Source organism: Kroppenstedtia guangzhouensis (assembly GCF_014637345.1).
GTDB classification, from domain to species: domain Bacteria; phylum Bacillota; class Bacilli; order Thermoactinomycetales; family DSM-45169; genus Kroppenstedtia; species Kroppenstedtia guangzhouensis.
On the sequence record NZ_BMEX01000005.1, the window covers coordinates 49840 to 64452 of the forward strand.

Below are 14613 nucleotides of genomic sequence, written 5' to 3' on the forward strand. Positions count from 1 at the left end.
TCACAACACCCCTTTGGATGATGGAACGGAAGTGACGCGGGAATCGATCGACACCGCTTCATCCAGCGCCCGTCCCAAAGCTTTGAACAGAGCCTCGATCCGATGGTGGGTGTTCCCCCCATAGTGAAGAATCACATGGAGATTCATGCGCGCCTCCAATGCCAGTTTCCAAAAAAACTCATGCACCAGTTCTGTATCAAAACAGCCCACCCGTTGTGCGGGAAAATCGGCACGAAACTCCAAGTGGGGGCGGTTGGACAAATCCAGCACCACTTGACCCAGGGATTCATCCATGGGAATCCAAGCCTGACCATAACGGCGGATACCACTCTTATCCCCCAACGCCTCCCGGATGGCTTGGCCGAGACAGATTGCGATATCTTCCACCGTGTGATGGTCATCCACTTCAATGTCCCCGTCGGCTTCCACCAGCAGATCGAACAAACCGTGGGTACAAAACAGATCCAACATATGTTCCAGGAAGGGAACACCAGTTTTCAGTTGAGCTTTTCCCCTTCCGTCCAGGTCGAGCCGGACCCGGACCCGTGTCTCCTTCGTCTCCCTACGGATCTCCGCGGATCGGTTACCCATCCTTCTCCTCCTTCACCAACCGGGCACGAATCGATGCGGCATGGGCGGTCAACCCTTCAGCTTCCGCCAGATTGATCACATCTTCCGCATCCCTTGTCAATGCTTCCCGGCTATAAGATATCAGACTGGTCTTTTTGATAAAATCCTCCACTCCCAGCGGTGAAAAAAAACGGGCCGTGCCGTTGGTGGGAAGGACGTGGTTGGGTCCGGCAATATAATCCCCCACCGGTTCCGGACTCCAGGGTCCCAAAAAAAGGGCCCCGGCGTTTCTCACCCGGCCCACCCATCTCCAAGGATCTTCCACCATTAATTCCAGATGCTCCGGAGCCAACCGGTTGGCCACTTCCACCGCCTGGGCGAGGTCGTCAGTCAGACAGATCGCTCCCTGCTCCCGGATCGATTGGGCAGCGATCTCCTTTCGTTCCAGGTGGTCGCACTGTTGTTTCAATTCCCGTGTCACCGACTCCGCCAGCGGCTGGGAAGGAGTGATCAGGACAGCCGAAGCCATGGGGTCGTGTTCCGCCTGGGAAAGGAGATCCGCTGCCACATATGCAGGATCGGCACTTCCGTCGGCCACCACCACGATCTCGCTGGGCCCGGCCACCATGTCAATATCCACCTGTCCATAGACCCATCGCTTGGCCAGGGCGACGTAGATGTTTCCGGGTCCAACGATTTTATCCACTGCCGGAACAGACTCCGTGCCCCAGGCGAGAGCCGCCACCGCCTGCGCACCTCCCACTTTCAACACCCGGTTCACTCCCGCCTCCCGTGCCGCCACCAGAGTGGAAGCATGGACACTGCCGTCAGGCCGGGGCGGGGTGACCATCACCACTTCCCCCACACCGGCCACAGAGGCGGGAATCGCGTTCATCAGCACACTGGAGGGATAAGCGGCCCGCCCCCCCGGCACATAGATTCCCACCCGGGCCAAGGGGCGGATCAACTGACCCAAAACCGTCCCGTCCTTCTCCGTTTCCATCCAGGAACGGCGCTTCTGCCCCTCATGATAGCGCCGGATTCTTTTTACGGCCTTCCGCAAGGATTGAACAAAAGGTTGTGACACTTGTCGGTAAGCCTCTTCAAACCCGGACTCCTCCACCTCCAGACTCTTAAGATCAACTCCGTCCAATTCCTTGGTATACCGCCGGAGAGCGGCATCTCCTTCGGTTCGGACCGCAGACAAGATTTCCCGGACGGTTTTTTCCCGGCGGACACTACCTTCATCCACCCTCCGACATATAGACAATTGCTCCGGACGAACCACCTTGATCATTGCAATCCTCCCTCCTCCTTAACCACCTGGGCCAATCGTTCATACAACTCCCCGATCTGCCGGCTTTTCAGATGGTAGCTCGCTCGGTTGGCAATCAGTCGGGAGGTGACCCGGGTAATCTCCTCCATCTCCACCAATCCATTCTCCCGCAGGGTTCGCCCTGTGGAAACAATATCCACAATCCGATCAGCCAGACCGGTCAAAGGTGCCAGCTCCACGGAACCGTTCAGGCAGATCACTTCCACCTGTTGTCCCTGCTTCCGAAACCAGCGATTGGCGATCCGGGGATATTTGGTGGCCACCTTCGGATTTAAAACGGGTTGCCAGTCGGTTGTTCCCGCCAGGGAGAGCCGGCAAGGGCTGATCTGAAGATCCAGCAGTTCATATACGTCCCGTTCTTCCTCCAGCAATACATCCTTTCCCACCACGCCCAGATCTGCCGCTCCATGTTCCACACAGGTGGGTACATCTACCGGCTTCACCAACAGAAAGGAAAGGTCTTCCCCTGGCACCTCCACTATCAACTTCCGGGAGTCCTCCACCAGCTCCCGGGGTAGAGTCAGGCCAGCTTCCCCCAATAAATTCAGCGCATCTCTGAATATCCTTCCTTTGGGCATGGCCACAGTCAGTCTCCCATCAATCCCCATCCTTTTCTCTCACCTCCACCACCTGATCAAACCCGGCCAACCCTTCCGAGGAAAAACCCGATTCGACAATAAACAAGGTGACCCGATTTCCCCGTCTGCGCAAATCCTTTGCCTGCCGGCAAGCTTCCCGGTGCATCCGGCGGGGATAAACCAGGGCCACTGTCTCCCGTGGCTCGGTCCTTTCAGGACACGCCATCACCAACCGATCCGTCTTCAATGCAAATCCCCTTGCCGGAGCCGGGCGGCCAAACAGATCCATCAACCGGTCATAACGCCCTCCGGACAAAAGATAATACCCATCAGCCCCATACCCTTCAAAGTACATTCCGGTATAATAATCGAGACTTCCGATCAGACTCAGGTCGAGCATCACATAGGAAGCGACTCCCCAATTTTCCAGAGCATCCCACATCGCTTCCAGATGAGCGCACCCGGCAGCCGACGCCTCCCCCCGACTCTCATCCCGCAACCGATGCAACACCTGCCGCTCCCCTCGGAGAGACAGAAGAGAGAGCAGTCGTTGTTGACTTTGCTCCGGCAGCCCCGATGCCCGGACTTTCTCCCGAAATTGGACCAGATTGCGGCGACCGAGGCTTTTTTTCAATTCCGTCACCGCCTCCCGATCCGCCAACTCTTCCTGCAACAGAGCCTCCAACAGACCGATATGCCCAACGGCCACCCGGATGTTCCGGACACCACAAGCTTGCAGACACTCCACCGCAAGAGCCACCACTTCTGCATCCGCCTCCGGGGAGCCGTCCCCCACCAACTCCACTCCGGATTGAAAAAACTCGGCATTCCGCCCCGCTTCCCGTTCCTGGGATCGAAAGACACCGGCGTGGTAGGAGAGTCGGATCGGCAACGGTTCCTCTCTCATCACGGAGGAGATGACACGGGCGATCGGAGCCGTCTGGTCAGGCCGCAGGATCAGGGTTTGTCCCTGACCGTCCAGGAGCTTGAACAGCTTCTGCTCCTCAATGGCACTGGCAGTCCCGACAGTGTCAAAATACTCCAGGGTGGGTGTGATCACTTCCCGGTACCCCCAGGAAGAAAAACAGGCCCCCACCTGCTTTTCTACCCATTTCTTTCCATTCACAAAATCGGGCAGGAAATCACGCACTCCCATAGGCTTCTCAAACTGGCGAGGCTTGGGCATCCACTTTCCACTCCCAAGTACACTTTAGTTTGATAACGAACTAAAGTGTCACGATAATTTCTTGTTAGTTTAACATCGGGAGGGATGCCCGTCAATGTCAAATCGTTGTCTCAGCCAACCCGCCAATTCCTCCAGCGCTTTTCCTCTGTATGAGTACCGTTTTCGTTCCTGTGGACTCATTTGCGACAAGGTTCGGCAATCCCCCCGAGGAACAAAAATCGGATTAAAAGGAAAATCCGGTTCCGGAGATATATCGGCAGGGTTCACTTTCAACAGGTGTCCCGGGGTTTTTCCGGAGAAAAAAGCCGTCTCCCCTTCCCACAACACCGCGACCACCCCTTCAAACCAGGCTTCCCGGGTTTCCCCTTCCAAAAGCTTCATCACCCCCTTGTATCCGATCCGCTGAAACACCCGCTTGCTGAGGATTCCAGGAAACCCGTCATAAGCACTGAAAAATATACCTGCGTCATCCACCATCACCCGTCTGTAACCCAAAGCACAGACTTGTCGAAGTTTATCTCCCGTCACCTCCTCCACCGACCCGAAATCCGGCTCCCTCAAATCCAGCGACAGAGGCTTCACCCGAATCCCCAAGGGTTCAAGCACTTGTCTCGCTTCTATCAGTTTTCCTTTATTTTGAGTGGCAAAGGGCAATATCACCCTGGTATCCTCCTTTCTCTCTGTCGTTCATTATACTTCCCGCACCAGCGGGTATTGAAGAAGATTCCATAGCTAAACTCATTTGTTCAGGTACAATAAATAGCGAATACAGCATCACCCTCATCACACCGATGAGCCAATCCGACTGCTCATACATCCAGATTCACTTCTTTCGATGGCTTAAAGGAGGTCTGGACATGGAAGAGCTTCGCCCTGTGTTCATCATTGCGGGTGTCCTCTTGGAAGTGGTGGGAATCTTCAACGCCTTCCGTGGCAAAAGCTCCGGTTTGGAGTTGATCATCCTGGGGATATTGTGCTTGTTGGTGGGACTCCTCATATGACTGGCAGGGGTCCCCTCCACCGGAAGGGAAGGTGACAAAACTTCCGGAAGTTGTGATATGCTACGTAAAGAAGCTCATGAAAGGACTCCAACAACGTGTATTCTTTCATTCGCAATCTATTATTCCGAATGGACCCGGAACAGGCTCACGAGTGGGCCCTTCGCAGTCTCCGGACTGCACAGCACCTTCCCGGCCTGTTATGGGCCTTGGAACGGAAAATGGCTGTCCGGGATCCACGTTTGACGGTTCAGTGCAACCAACTCCAGTTTCCCAATCCAGTGGGACTGGCGGCGGGGTTTGATAAAAATGCCGATGTCTACCCAGCTCTGTCGGCTTTGGGTTTCGGGTCCGTGGAAGTGGGGACCCTCACTCCCAAGCCTCAACCAGGCAATCCCCGTCCCCGGCTATACCGGCTTCCTGAAGATGAGGCCGTGATCAACCGGATGGGCTTCAACAACGGAGGCATCATCCGGGCATCCACATCCTTGGCCACCCTCCCCCGCCCCGGCGTCCCCGTCGGGATCAACCTGGGGAAGAACCGGAAGACTCCGGGAGATGAGGCGGCGGGAGATTACCGCACTGGCTTGCGGGCTCTGTACCGGTATGGGGATTACTTTGTTATCAATATCAGTTCCCCCAATACCCAGGGACTCCGGGATTTGCAACAGGCGGACTCCCTTTCGAAACTGTTGTCTGTTCTGATCGAGGAACGGGAGGAGTTGCGGGAGGAAACAGGAGAGATCCGCCCTTTGTTTGTCAAACTGGCACCCGATTTGAGCCGGGATGAGTTGTCGGAGGCGGTCCGGATTGGATTGGAACAGGGGATTGACGGCTTTATCGCGGTCAACACCACCTTGGCCCGGGAAGGGCTGAAAAGCCCCCACCGCATGGAGTCCGGCGGTTTGAGCGGACGCCCCCTCCATCACCGGTCCATCCAATGGATCCGACAGATCCGCCAAGTGAGTGAGGGGAAAGTCCCTATCATTGGTGTCGGTGGAATCTTTAACGGAGAAGATGCATACCGTTCGATCCGGGCGGGAGCCTCACTGGTTCAGGTATATACCGGCATGATTTATCGGGGGCCTTCCATTGCCCGTTCCATCAACCTGGAGTTGCTCCAACTTCTGGAACAAGACGGCCTCACTTCCATCACAGACGCCGTCGGTCTCGATACCTGAACAACAAAGAGACCGGTCAGTTTCAGCTGACCGGTCTCTTTTTCTATACGACCCGGATGTGTCCAAACCAATTCCCCCATGGCTTAAAGAATCTCTTAAATGCATCATCCGGATGATAAAGGGAGGAATCAAAGCGTAAATATCCACTTCCTTTAGCCACTCCAACTCATTCTTCAAAGGGTGAGCAGTTTTGCACAAGCGTTATAACCGAGTCCTTTGCCGGTCTGGCCGGTTGTTTCATTCCACTGAGCTAAGCAGTGGTTAAAGACAAAACGGATGCATCCAATGGATTTATTGATGAGCATGGCCTATTCTGCTATAGGATAGACGAAACCTAAACGCTTTATCCATGATCTCTCCCCTCACTCTCCTCCCTTTTTCACAATATTATACCATGTACCGCAAATCTAAATGCCTCTAGGCGACGCCTAACCCCACACTTGGCAAGCCGCAAGTGGACGTACTCTTTCAGAACGACATGAAAGGGGAATCAGAGTGAAAAAAGGTGTGGTCATTTGGTTCACCGGGTATCCCAATGCTGGAAAGTCCACCATCAGCAGAAAAGTGAACCAAAGACTGAAAAGCGCAGGGTATCCCGTAGAACGGATCGACAGTGACGAAGCTCCCCGTTCCCTCACCAAAGACCTGAGCTCGGATTGGCGGAAACGCCAATTCCAGAAATGCGCGAATTTGACGTTCATTTCACATATACTCTATAAACACGGAATTATTGTATTGCTCTCTTCCGTCGGCCGCTTTCGGGAGTTGCGGAAAAGCGCCCGCCAACAGATTGAGGATTTTCTGGAAGTTTATCTGAAATGCCCTCTGGAAATCCGGTTGGAAAGGGATATCGACCATGGGAAATATGAACAGCACGCTGCCACCATCCATTATTATGAAGAGCCGGAAGCACCTGAGCTGATCATCGAGACAGACCGTTGTTCCGCCGATGAAGCAGCCGATGCAGTGATCCGCCTCCTCTATGAGAGAGGGTATATCCAATCGGAAGCCTGACTTGTTGCGGAGAGGAGGCTGTTTATGGAGATCCACGAGTTTCTGCCCCGACTGTACGGCGGTGGGCGTCTGGACTTGGATCCCCGATGCTGGTCCTTTATCCGTTCCCACATCGATGTCGTGGTCAACCTGAGAACCATACCCGATTCTCCTCCCTTCGATTTTACCGGACGCCGCTTGCTTTGGATGCCCATCCGGGACAAACGGGCACCTGATCTCTCCTGGACCCGGGACATGATTCTTCTGCTGGATCATTGGCTGGACGCCGGACATTCCATTTACGTCCATGATACCAGGGGCATCAACCGGCTCGGATTTATGGTGACCGCGATGTTGATGAAACGATGCGGTCTTCCTTTGAACCGGGCACTGGATCAGGCACGGCGGATCAAATCAAACCTTCTCCCCAAGCCTTGGTATATGGAGCTGCTTCGCCAACTTGAGACCCATCTGCAAAAGGAGCTGCCCCGGATCCGGATCGATGGTGTGTTCCGGGTCAAAGCGGATGTAGATCTTCCCCCCGATACAATCCGTCGGTTGGTCAGGGAACATTATGGCCTGACGGTCCGCTTTCTGGAGAAGGTTCGGGGAGTGTACCGGGTGGAGACGGATCGAGGGGATTATGGATTCAAGAAAGCAGATGAGCTGCCCGATCTTCCATTGATCGCCGGTTGTCTCCGTCATATCAAGGAAAACGGATTCCAATGGATCCCGGAACCGGTAACCGCCGTCGATGGGAAGCTGATGGTCGACCACGAGGGGGAACCCTACTTTATGGAGGAATGGCTCGATCTGAAGGAGATCCCCCCACACAGCCTCCCATATTTTAAAAAAATGGGTGTCGCCCTGGCAGAGTTTCATCATGCATCCGCTGGACTCGCCCCGCCGGAAACCGTCCCGGACCGCAATCGGTGGGGCAAACATCCGGCCCTGCTCTCCAAGGCTTCAAAGCGATTGGAAACATGGCAACGTCGGTTCCGAAACTCACCTTCTGATGTTTCCGTCCAACTGGCCTTTCTCTCCACCCGCTGTCAACTGGCACAGCAAACCCTCCAGGAGGTTTCCCATAACACTCTGTTACAAAATCACCCCGAATCAGCTGTCTGGTGTCACAATGCGCTCCAACACCGCAATATCATGTTGGATCAGCGAGAGCAAATTTGGTTTATCGACTTTGAAACCCTTGCCTACGCAGAGAGGGTCCGGGATTTGGCCCATCTGCTGGAGCATCACGCTGCACCCTACGGTTGGCCCCCATCAGCTGTACGGCAATTTCTCTCCGCCTATGAATCGGGTGCCGCCGCCCCGCTGAGCCGGGAGGAGTGGCTCCTCCTCCGCGCTCATCTCACCTTTCCCGAACGCCTCTATAAACGAGTGCGGCGCTGTTACGGCCGTCCCCACGCCCGCTCCAAGGACTGGCGCAAATTGCACAAGTTGTTGCAGCGGGAACAGATGAAGGAGAGCCTGCTGCACCACCTCACCCTCCTTACTCCCGGGGGATCACCGGAAGGATGATGGCGGAGGGGTGTTCCCGATCGTGGAAGACGGTCTGTTCCGCCACCACCATCTCCGTTCCCTGTCCCAACTCCGCCCCGGTGTTCAGATTGCGATCATACTTGGGAAAGGCGCTGGAGGCCACCTCCACCCGGATCCGGTGTCCTTTTTGAAACTGATGGGAAATATTCCAGCAGTCGATATCATACTCATACACTTTGCCGGGCTCCAGCAATTCCGGACGATCCATCCCCTTGCGAAAGCGCCCCCGAACCATCCCGTCGGTGAGCCTCTGGGCAAATCCATTGGGCCAGACGTCGAGAAACTTCACCATGAAGTCAGTATCCCGGGCGGAACTGGAAGCAAACAGTCGCACCCGGATCGGCCCTGTCACTTCAAGAGCCTCTTCCAGGGGTTCGGTGGAGTAGACCAGCACATCATCCCGCCGTTCCACGGCGGAGTAATCATCCGGACCCCCGATCTGACTGGATGTGGGGTCCGTGATAAAAGGAACCGGATTCGCCGGATCATAGGAGTATCGATCCGATGGCTCCTCCCCCGGCGCCTCCGTGGACAGCCACCCATCCCCGAACCGGCTGTTGGCCCGCCCGCCGCTGCGAAGATAAAATGGAGTCCAGCGGGTTCGCCGCAAAGGCCACTCCTGCTCCTGGCGCCATCGGTTTTCCCCCATGACGAAGATGCTGACAGGAGGCTCCTCCGCCACCCCGTTTTCCTCTCCTTTCAACCATTGATCAAACCAACGCAACGAAAGACCGTTCAGGTCGATCAGGGATTGGGGTCCGAAATCCAGCTCTCCCAGACGGGTGGACCGGTTCACCTGATGGGGCCAGGGACCCATCACCAGCTTCTGGTGCTTCCGGCCGAACTCCGTCCGGGCCCGGGTGTTCATCCCGATATAATTGAGGGGAGTTCCCACCTGTTCATCATCGTACCAGCCAGAGATGTGCAACACGGGCAGATCCAGCTCGTGGAATCGCTCTTGGTAGGCGATCCCGCGCCACCAATCGTCCAATCGGGAATGCTTCACTTCCTCCCGCCACCTTGGAAGGGATTTGCCTGTTTTTTCATCCATCGTGAGTAAGGGGAGATGCCAGTACACCTCCTCCCAATCGATTACGTCCACATCCTGCATCATCCGGCCGCTGGTCATATACAACCAACAAAGGTGTTGCGGTCCGGGTACCCCTGTCGGGGTCTCCACAAAGGGATCCGACGGGGTGACAGTGGAAATCATCGCCTTCAGATGGGGAGGCTGTGTCAGGGCGGCTAACCACTGAACCCGAGCGAGATAGGATGCCCCCATGGTCCCCACTGCCCCGTCACACCAGGGCTGAGCCGCGGCCCATTCGATGGAGTCATATCCATCGGCTCCTTCGTTGAAGTAGGGGATGAACTCCCCGTCGGAATCCCCCCTCCCCCGGACATCCATGGAGACAAATCCATATCCCCGGGCGGCAAAATACGGAGCCATATTGTAGATATACTCCCCGGCCCTCCCATAAGGTGAACGGACCACGATCGCCGGAACCTGTTGTTCTGTCTCCGGCAGATACAAGTCGGCGGACAGGCTCACCCCGTCCCGCATCGGCACCCGAACATCCCTTTGCACCCGAACATCCAGCAACGATTGTTTCTGTTGCGGCATGATTTCCTCCTCCATTCCAATGGCATTCTCTTTTCTTTTTCTGCCCGGAAACGGATTTCCCTGCCCTTTACGCTGTGGCTAAGATAAAAAAGAGCCCACCCCGTAAAAGCGTTTGGAAAAAGTCGTCACAGAAAGGGATGGGTTTCACATGGGGAGTCTTTGGCTCGTCAGAAATTCGGCGCTGAATGGGAACCCTCATCCCGGCCGATTCAGACAACAAGAAATGACAACGCTTCCAAGGGGTTCGATCTCCAACCAGTCATGTTTCTTCTCCGGCGCGAATCAGAAACCAGACAACGCCGATGATCCAGAGAAGACCTGCAAATGCCGCCATGCTTTTCAGCTCCTTATCTTTTGATGTAGCCCGCTCGTTTGGCATCTTCCTCCTGTTGGAAGAAGACACGATTCTCCAATGAAACTTCCCGGTATTTTTCAGGCGCTACATACTCCTTCGTTTCAAAGTCTCCGACAAACCTGTCAGGGTTTCGATTTCCACTCTCAATCGGAACTCAAACGGAATCTCTTTCAAGGGATCCTCCGGATTCCAAATCCCCCGCTTCTCTTCAACCGCCTCTTTCAGCGCCTCCCGATATGCTTCAAATCGATCAAAGTTGGGATAAATAAAGTAAGGAACCGCCTTTCCTTGCCGGATCATCTCTTCGTTGATATCTGTTTTTCTTTTCTCGATATGTGCCAGCAGTCGCCCGTAATCATCCTTTTCCTCTTCACCGAGCACGACCTTTACTCCTGTCCCTTCCGGCAACAGTTGTTTCAGATACGCCGTCGCTTCCTCTCCATGTTTCCCTTGGCTCTGTCCCTGATAATCGGTCTCCGGCGCATCGATGGATAACATGCGAGCCTTGGTGGACCCCAACACCGGCTCCTTCAAATGAAGTGTATCCCCATACACCACCCGGTCCACCCGGGAATCACAGGTCTTCCCCGGTCTATCCGGCTGTTCCTCAGGAGGTTTCGGCTCCGGTGCAGGAAGATTCTCAGGTGGTTGTTCACTCCAACCGATCATCAGGACGAGTGCACACAGGAAAAGCCACCATCTTTTCACACCGACTCCTCCTTATCAGTCCATGAATAGAAATAGTTGGTGATCACACTTTAACTGTTCTTTTGCTCTGTTGCAATAATTTTTTTGTAAATTATTGATAAATTCCAAATTTCATCGTGAAAATGGGATGTGATCGAGAAAACTTATTCAAGCAAAAAAAGAAAAGTCTCCCCTTAATCTTCAAGGGAGACTCTTCTTTCAGCTCACATTTCCCACCCAGGTATCCATCTTTATAGTGGGGCATTAGTACTAATACCAGAACCATTGTAAATACACTTGTCAATGAAACACTCTGATTTATCTTCCGTCTCAAACGATTATACCGGTCGGATAGATCGTCCTGAAACGTTCGTGTCTGTCTTCAAGGGAATAGATTCTTCATCTCATTTCAAAAACAAAGCACACCCGGCAACCTCCAAATAGGTTGCCGGGTGTGCTTTTTCACCGGCATTCTGCCGGATTTTTTATGGAATCAGTTTACTTCTTCATTCTTCATGCGACGGGTTTCCGGGTCGAACCAGCTGTAGACGACGGGGATGACCACCAGGGTCAGGAGGGTGCTGGAGAAGAGGCCCCCGATGACGGCAATGGCCATGGGTTGCTGGATTTCCGTCCCTTCACCCCACCCGAGGGCGAGAGGGACCAGCCCCAAGACGGTGGTGGTGGCCGTCATCAGAATGGGGCGCAGGCGGGTGATTCCCGCATCGACGATGGCCTCTCGGGAGGGGATTCCTCTCGCTTTGAGCTGATTGATGTAATCCACCAGCACAATCGCATTATTGACTACAATTCCTACCAAGACGATCAGTCCGATCATGGCCGTCACTCCCACCGGAGTCTGGGTCAACCAGAGGGCGATGGCAACACCGATCACCATCAGCGGCAAGGTCAGCATAATGACAAAGGGATACTTGAAGGATTCGAACTGGGCCGCCAAGACAAGGAAGACGAACAGGACGGCCAGACCTGCTGCCAACATCAAATCATCCACGGCGTCACTGAGCAGTTCGGCTCCCCCGGTGAATTTCACTGTCAAGTTGGAGGGTAAGATACGGTCCAGTTCCTTCTGCACAGCTTGCTCCACGGTACCCAGATCGGTTCCGTCATATTGCACCTTGTACTCGATGCTGTCCATGAGGTCGCTCCGGTTGATTGTGATCGGCCCTTGATTCACTTCCAGGTCCGCCACCTTGGACAGAGGGACAGTTCCACCCTCAGGTGTTTGAATTGGCAGCTTTTTCAGCTGGTCCGGAGAGTCACGCAATTTATCGTCATAATGAAGGAACACATCATAAGAACCCTCCTTCACATCGGCCTGGGCCACCACTTGCCCCCGGGTGGCATCGGAGACAGCGGCCACGATTTGCGCCGGAGCCACCCCCTCTTTCAGTGCCTGTTTCCGATCGACGCTCACCACCAATTCCGGTTGGGTCTCTTTTTCAGAGTCGGTCACCTGCCGCACCATATCCAGCTCTTGGAGGGTGGAGTGGATCTGATCCGACCATTTTTGCAAGTCCTCTTTGTCCCCACTCACCCTAAACTCCAGTGTATTGGGAGCTCCAGCGGCTTCAAAAGAGGATTGCTCCCGCAATTCCACTTCCACGTCGGGATCCACTTTAGCCAGTTTCGGCCGCAGGTCATTTATAATTTCGCGGGTGGAACGGTTCCGCTCACTCTGATCCACGGCATTGACATAGATCTGGGAGATGTTTCGCCCACTCTCCCCAAAAAGGGCATTCTGATTGTTCCCGGAACCCATGGATGCCTGGTAATTTTTAATATCCTGATCCTCAGCCAGGATCGATTCCACCTTGGCGGAGACTTTTTGTGTCTTTTCCAATCCGGTCCCTTGGGGCATTCTCACTTCCACGATGAAAATTCCCTCATCGGAGGCGGGGAGATATTCCGTCCCGACACTGCGTACTCCCAAAGCGCCAGCTCCCAAGAGGACGAATGAGATCAGAATCACGGCCCACCGATGGGCGAGAGACCATTGCAACAACCTGCGGAAGCCACGATAGAAACGGCTCTTCTCCCGTTGTTCTGCCCAGTCGGCCTTGGGCCTTTTCATAATACGGGCGGCCATCATCGGAACCAGGGTGAGAGAGACGAGAAGAGAGGCTAACAGGCTGAAGGTGACGGTGAATGCAAACTCCCTGAACAGCTGACCGACGATACCGCTGACAAATACCACCGGTACAAAGACGAAAACCGTTGTCAGCGTGGAAGCGGTCACGGCCCCCGCCACTTCCCCGGCTCCTTTGATCGCGGCTTGCTTGTGTTCTTCGCCCTGCTGCAAGTGCCGGTGGATATTTTCGATCACCACGATCGCATTATCCACCAGCATCCCGATTCCCAGGGCCAAACCACCCAGAGTCATAATGTTCAAAGTGAAGTTGGACAAGTACATCAAAACAAAGGTGGTGATCACAGAGATCGGGATCGCCACACCGATGATCAGGGGGCTGCGGAAAGAACGGAGGAACAGGAAGAGTACCAACATCGCCAAGATACCGCCCATCACCATGCTGTTGCTCACATTTTGGATGGACATATCCACATATTTCCCTTGGTCGAAGATGATCTGGGTGTCCACATCCAGTTCCTTGCTCAGCTTGTCAAGTTCTATCCGCACATCCTGGGAGACCTCGGCTGTATTGGCTCCCGACTGTTTAAAGACATTTATCCCGATGCTGGGCTTGTTGTTGGTTCGGGTGATGATATTCTCTTCTTCTTTGGCGATGCGGACGTCTGCCACATCATCCAGGGTGATTTTCTTTCCGGTGCGGGGATCCACGGCCAGCTCCAGTTCCCGAAACTGCTTCAGACTGGTCAGTTCGGAAGAGACTCTGGCCGTCAGATCCTGATCCCCTTTGTGGATGATCCCCCCAGGCTGGCTGATCTCGGTCGCTTGAATCCGCTCTTGGATGGCCGACTGGGACAGATGGTATTTTTTCATCTGATCGGCATCGAGGGAGATCTGGATCTGTTGCTCCCTCAAACTGGAAGCATCGGCACTGGCCACTCCCGGCAGCTGGGAGAGAGACTGGCTGATCCGGTCGATATCCTCCCGCAATTGTTTGTCAGAAGTCCCCTTGGTCATGACCGACATCTGTACAATCGGAAAGGTGGACGGATCAAATTTCAGGAAGCTGGGTGTGTCCACATCATCGGGCAATGAAGTTTGATTGATCCGGGAGATCACATCATTCTGTAACTGATTGATATCCTGGGACCATTCAAACTCCAGCAGAACCAAGGTCAACCCTTCCCGTGTCTGACTCTGGATATTTTTCAGTCCGGGCAGAGTGCCCAGCTGCTTCTCCAAAGGTTGGGTCACCTTCTCCAATACTTCCTCCGGCCCCGCCCCTGGATAGGAGGCGACAACAGCTCCCACCGGGGGCTGAATGTCCGGCAATAGATCCATCTGCAGATCATTGAGGGCGACAAAGCCCATCACCAGAACAATGATTACGGCCACGGCAGTTAAGACCGGCCGCTTAATGGCTGATCGGGCTAACCACATC

At 54.5% G+C, this 14613-nt stretch carries 13 protein-coding genes; 4 read left to right on the forward strand and 9 right to left on the reverse strand.

Annotated elements, in window-relative coordinates:
• The 5 genes from hisB to IEV46_RS08615 all read right to left on the reverse strand — a co-directional run bounded on the left by hisB (position 1) and on the right by IEV46_RS08615 (position 4330).
• The gene (gene hisB, locus IEV46_RS08595) at positions 1–591 is read right to left on the reverse strand and encodes an imidazoleglycerol-phosphate dehydratase HisB (RefSeq protein WP_188432035.1); all 591 of its coding nucleotides are present in this window, start codon (positions 589–591) and stop codon (positions 1–3) included.
• Positions 584–1864, reverse strand: coding sequence for a histidinol dehydrogenase (gene hisD, locus IEV46_RS08600; protein WP_373284593.1), 1281 nt, complete (start codon positions 1862–1864; stop codon positions 584–586). The genes hisB and hisD overlap by 8 nt, the downstream gene beginning before the upstream one ends.
• Positions 1864–2514 (reverse strand): ATP phosphoribosyltransferase, encoded by a 651-nt coding sequence (hisG, locus tag IEV46_RS08605; RefSeq protein ID WP_188432039.1) that lies wholly within the window; start codon positions 2512–2514, stop codon positions 1864–1866. The genes hisD and hisG overlap by 1 nt, the downstream gene beginning before the upstream one ends.
• Positions 2504–3670, reverse strand: a complete 1167-nt coding sequence (locus tag IEV46_RS08610; protein WP_188432041.1) for an ATP phosphoribosyltransferase regulatory subunit — start codon at positions 3668–3670, stop codon at positions 2504–2506. The genes hisG and IEV46_RS08610 overlap by 11 nt, the downstream gene beginning before the upstream one ends.
• Positions 3671–3739: 69 nt before the next feature.
• A complete protein-coding gene (locus tag IEV46_RS08615) occupies positions 3740–4330 on the reverse strand; it encodes a non-canonical purine NTP pyrophosphatase (protein ID WP_188432043.1) in 591 nt (196 codons plus the stop codon).
• 197 nt (positions 4331–4527) lie between these two features.
• Between IEV46_RS08615 and IEV46_RS08620 the strand changes: the two genes are divergently transcribed.
• Complete coding sequence (locus IEV46_RS08620; RefSeq protein ID WP_188432045.1) at positions 4528–4671, forward strand: hypothetical protein; 144 nt, start codon at positions 4528–4530, stop codon at positions 4669–4671.
• Between the two features lie 95 nt (positions 4672–4766).
• A complete protein-coding gene (locus IEV46_RS08625; RefSeq protein WP_188432047.1) occupies positions 4767–5849 on the forward strand; it encodes a quinone-dependent dihydroorotate dehydrogenase in 1083 nt (360 codons plus the stop codon).
• 173 nt (positions 5850–6022) lie between these two features.
• On the opposite strand, the gene IEV46_RS18645 is transcribed toward IEV46_RS08625, so the two are convergent.
• Positions 6023–6154: a helix-turn-helix domain-containing protein gene (locus tag IEV46_RS18645; RefSeq protein ID WP_188432049.1), complete on the reverse strand. Its 132-nt coding sequence runs from the start codon at positions 6152–6154 to the stop codon at positions 6023–6025.
• Between the two features lie 190 nt (positions 6155–6344).
• Here IEV46_RS18645 and IEV46_RS08635 point away from each other — a divergent pair, with 190 nt between their 5' ends.
• Both IEV46_RS08635 and IEV46_RS08640 read left to right on the forward strand, forming a co-directional pair.
• The gene (locus IEV46_RS08635) at positions 6345–6863 is read left to right on the forward strand and encodes an adenylyl-sulfate kinase (protein WP_188432051.1); all 519 of its coding nucleotides are present in this window, start codon (positions 6345–6347) and stop codon (positions 6861–6863) included.
• A gap of 24 nt (positions 6864–6887) precedes the next feature.
• Positions 6888–8378, forward strand: a complete 1491-nt coding sequence (locus IEV46_RS08640; protein WP_188432054.1) for a YutH/CotS family kinase-like spore coat protein — start codon at positions 6888–6890, stop codon at positions 8376–8378.
• Here IEV46_RS08640 and IEV46_RS08645 read toward each other — a convergent pair.
• The 3 genes from IEV46_RS08645 to IEV46_RS08655 all read right to left on the reverse strand — a co-directional run bounded on the left by IEV46_RS08645 (position 8350) and on the right by IEV46_RS08655 (position 14612).
• Complete coding sequence (locus tag IEV46_RS08645; RefSeq protein WP_188432056.1) at positions 8350–10023, reverse strand: CocE/NonD family hydrolase; 1674 nt, start codon at positions 10021–10023, stop codon at positions 8350–8352. The genes IEV46_RS08640 and IEV46_RS08645 overlap by 29 nt on opposite strands.
• A 439-nt stretch (positions 10024–10462) precedes the next feature.
• Positions 10463–11086 (reverse strand): thermonuclease family protein, encoded by a 624-nt coding sequence (locus IEV46_RS08650; RefSeq protein ID WP_188432058.1) that lies wholly within the window; start codon positions 11084–11086, stop codon positions 10463–10465.
• A gap of 472 nt (positions 11087–11558) precedes the next feature.
• On the reverse strand, positions 11559–14612 hold the full coding sequence (locus tag IEV46_RS08655) for an efflux RND transporter permease subunit (RefSeq protein ID WP_229736004.1): 3054 nt from the start codon (positions 14610–14612) through the stop codon (positions 11559–11561).
• Between the last annotated feature and the right edge of the window lies 1 nt (position 14613).

What these genes read in the sequence shown, in the direction of transcription:
- hisG (WP_188432039.1), bottom strand. Translation starts at nt 2,514, where the DNA reads ATGGGGATTGATGGGAGACTGACTGTGGCCATGCCCAAAGGAAGGATA.
- IEV46_RS08655 (WP_229736004.1), bottom strand. Translation starts at nt 14,612, where the DNA reads ATGTGGTTAGCCCGATCAGCCATTAAGCGGCCGGTCTTAACTGCCGTG.
- IEV46_RS08610 (WP_188432041.1), bottom strand. Translation starts at nt 3,670, where the DNA reads ATGCCCAAGCCTCGCCAGTTTGAGAAGCCTATGGGAGTGCGTGATTTC.
- hisB (WP_188432035.1), bottom strand. Translation starts at nt 591, where the DNA reads ATGGGTAACCGATCCGCGGAGATCCGTAGGGAGACGAAGGAGACACGG.
- IEV46_RS08645 (WP_188432056.1), bottom strand. Translation starts at nt 10,023, where the DNA reads ATGCCGCAACAGAAACAATCGTTGCTGGATGTTCGGGTGCAAAGGGAT.
- IEV46_RS08620 (WP_188432045.1), top strand. Translation starts at nt 4,528, where the DNA reads ATGGAAGAGCTTCGCCCTGTGTTCATCATTGCGGGTGTCCTCTTGGAA.
- IEV46_RS18645 (WP_188432049.1), bottom strand. Translation starts at nt 6,154, where the DNA reads ATGCTCATCAATAAATCCATTGGATGCATCCGTTTTGTCTTTAACCAC.
- IEV46_RS08640 (WP_188432054.1), top strand. Translation starts at nt 6,888, where the DNA reads ATGGAGATCCACGAGTTTCTGCCCCGACTGTACGGCGGTGGGCGTCTG.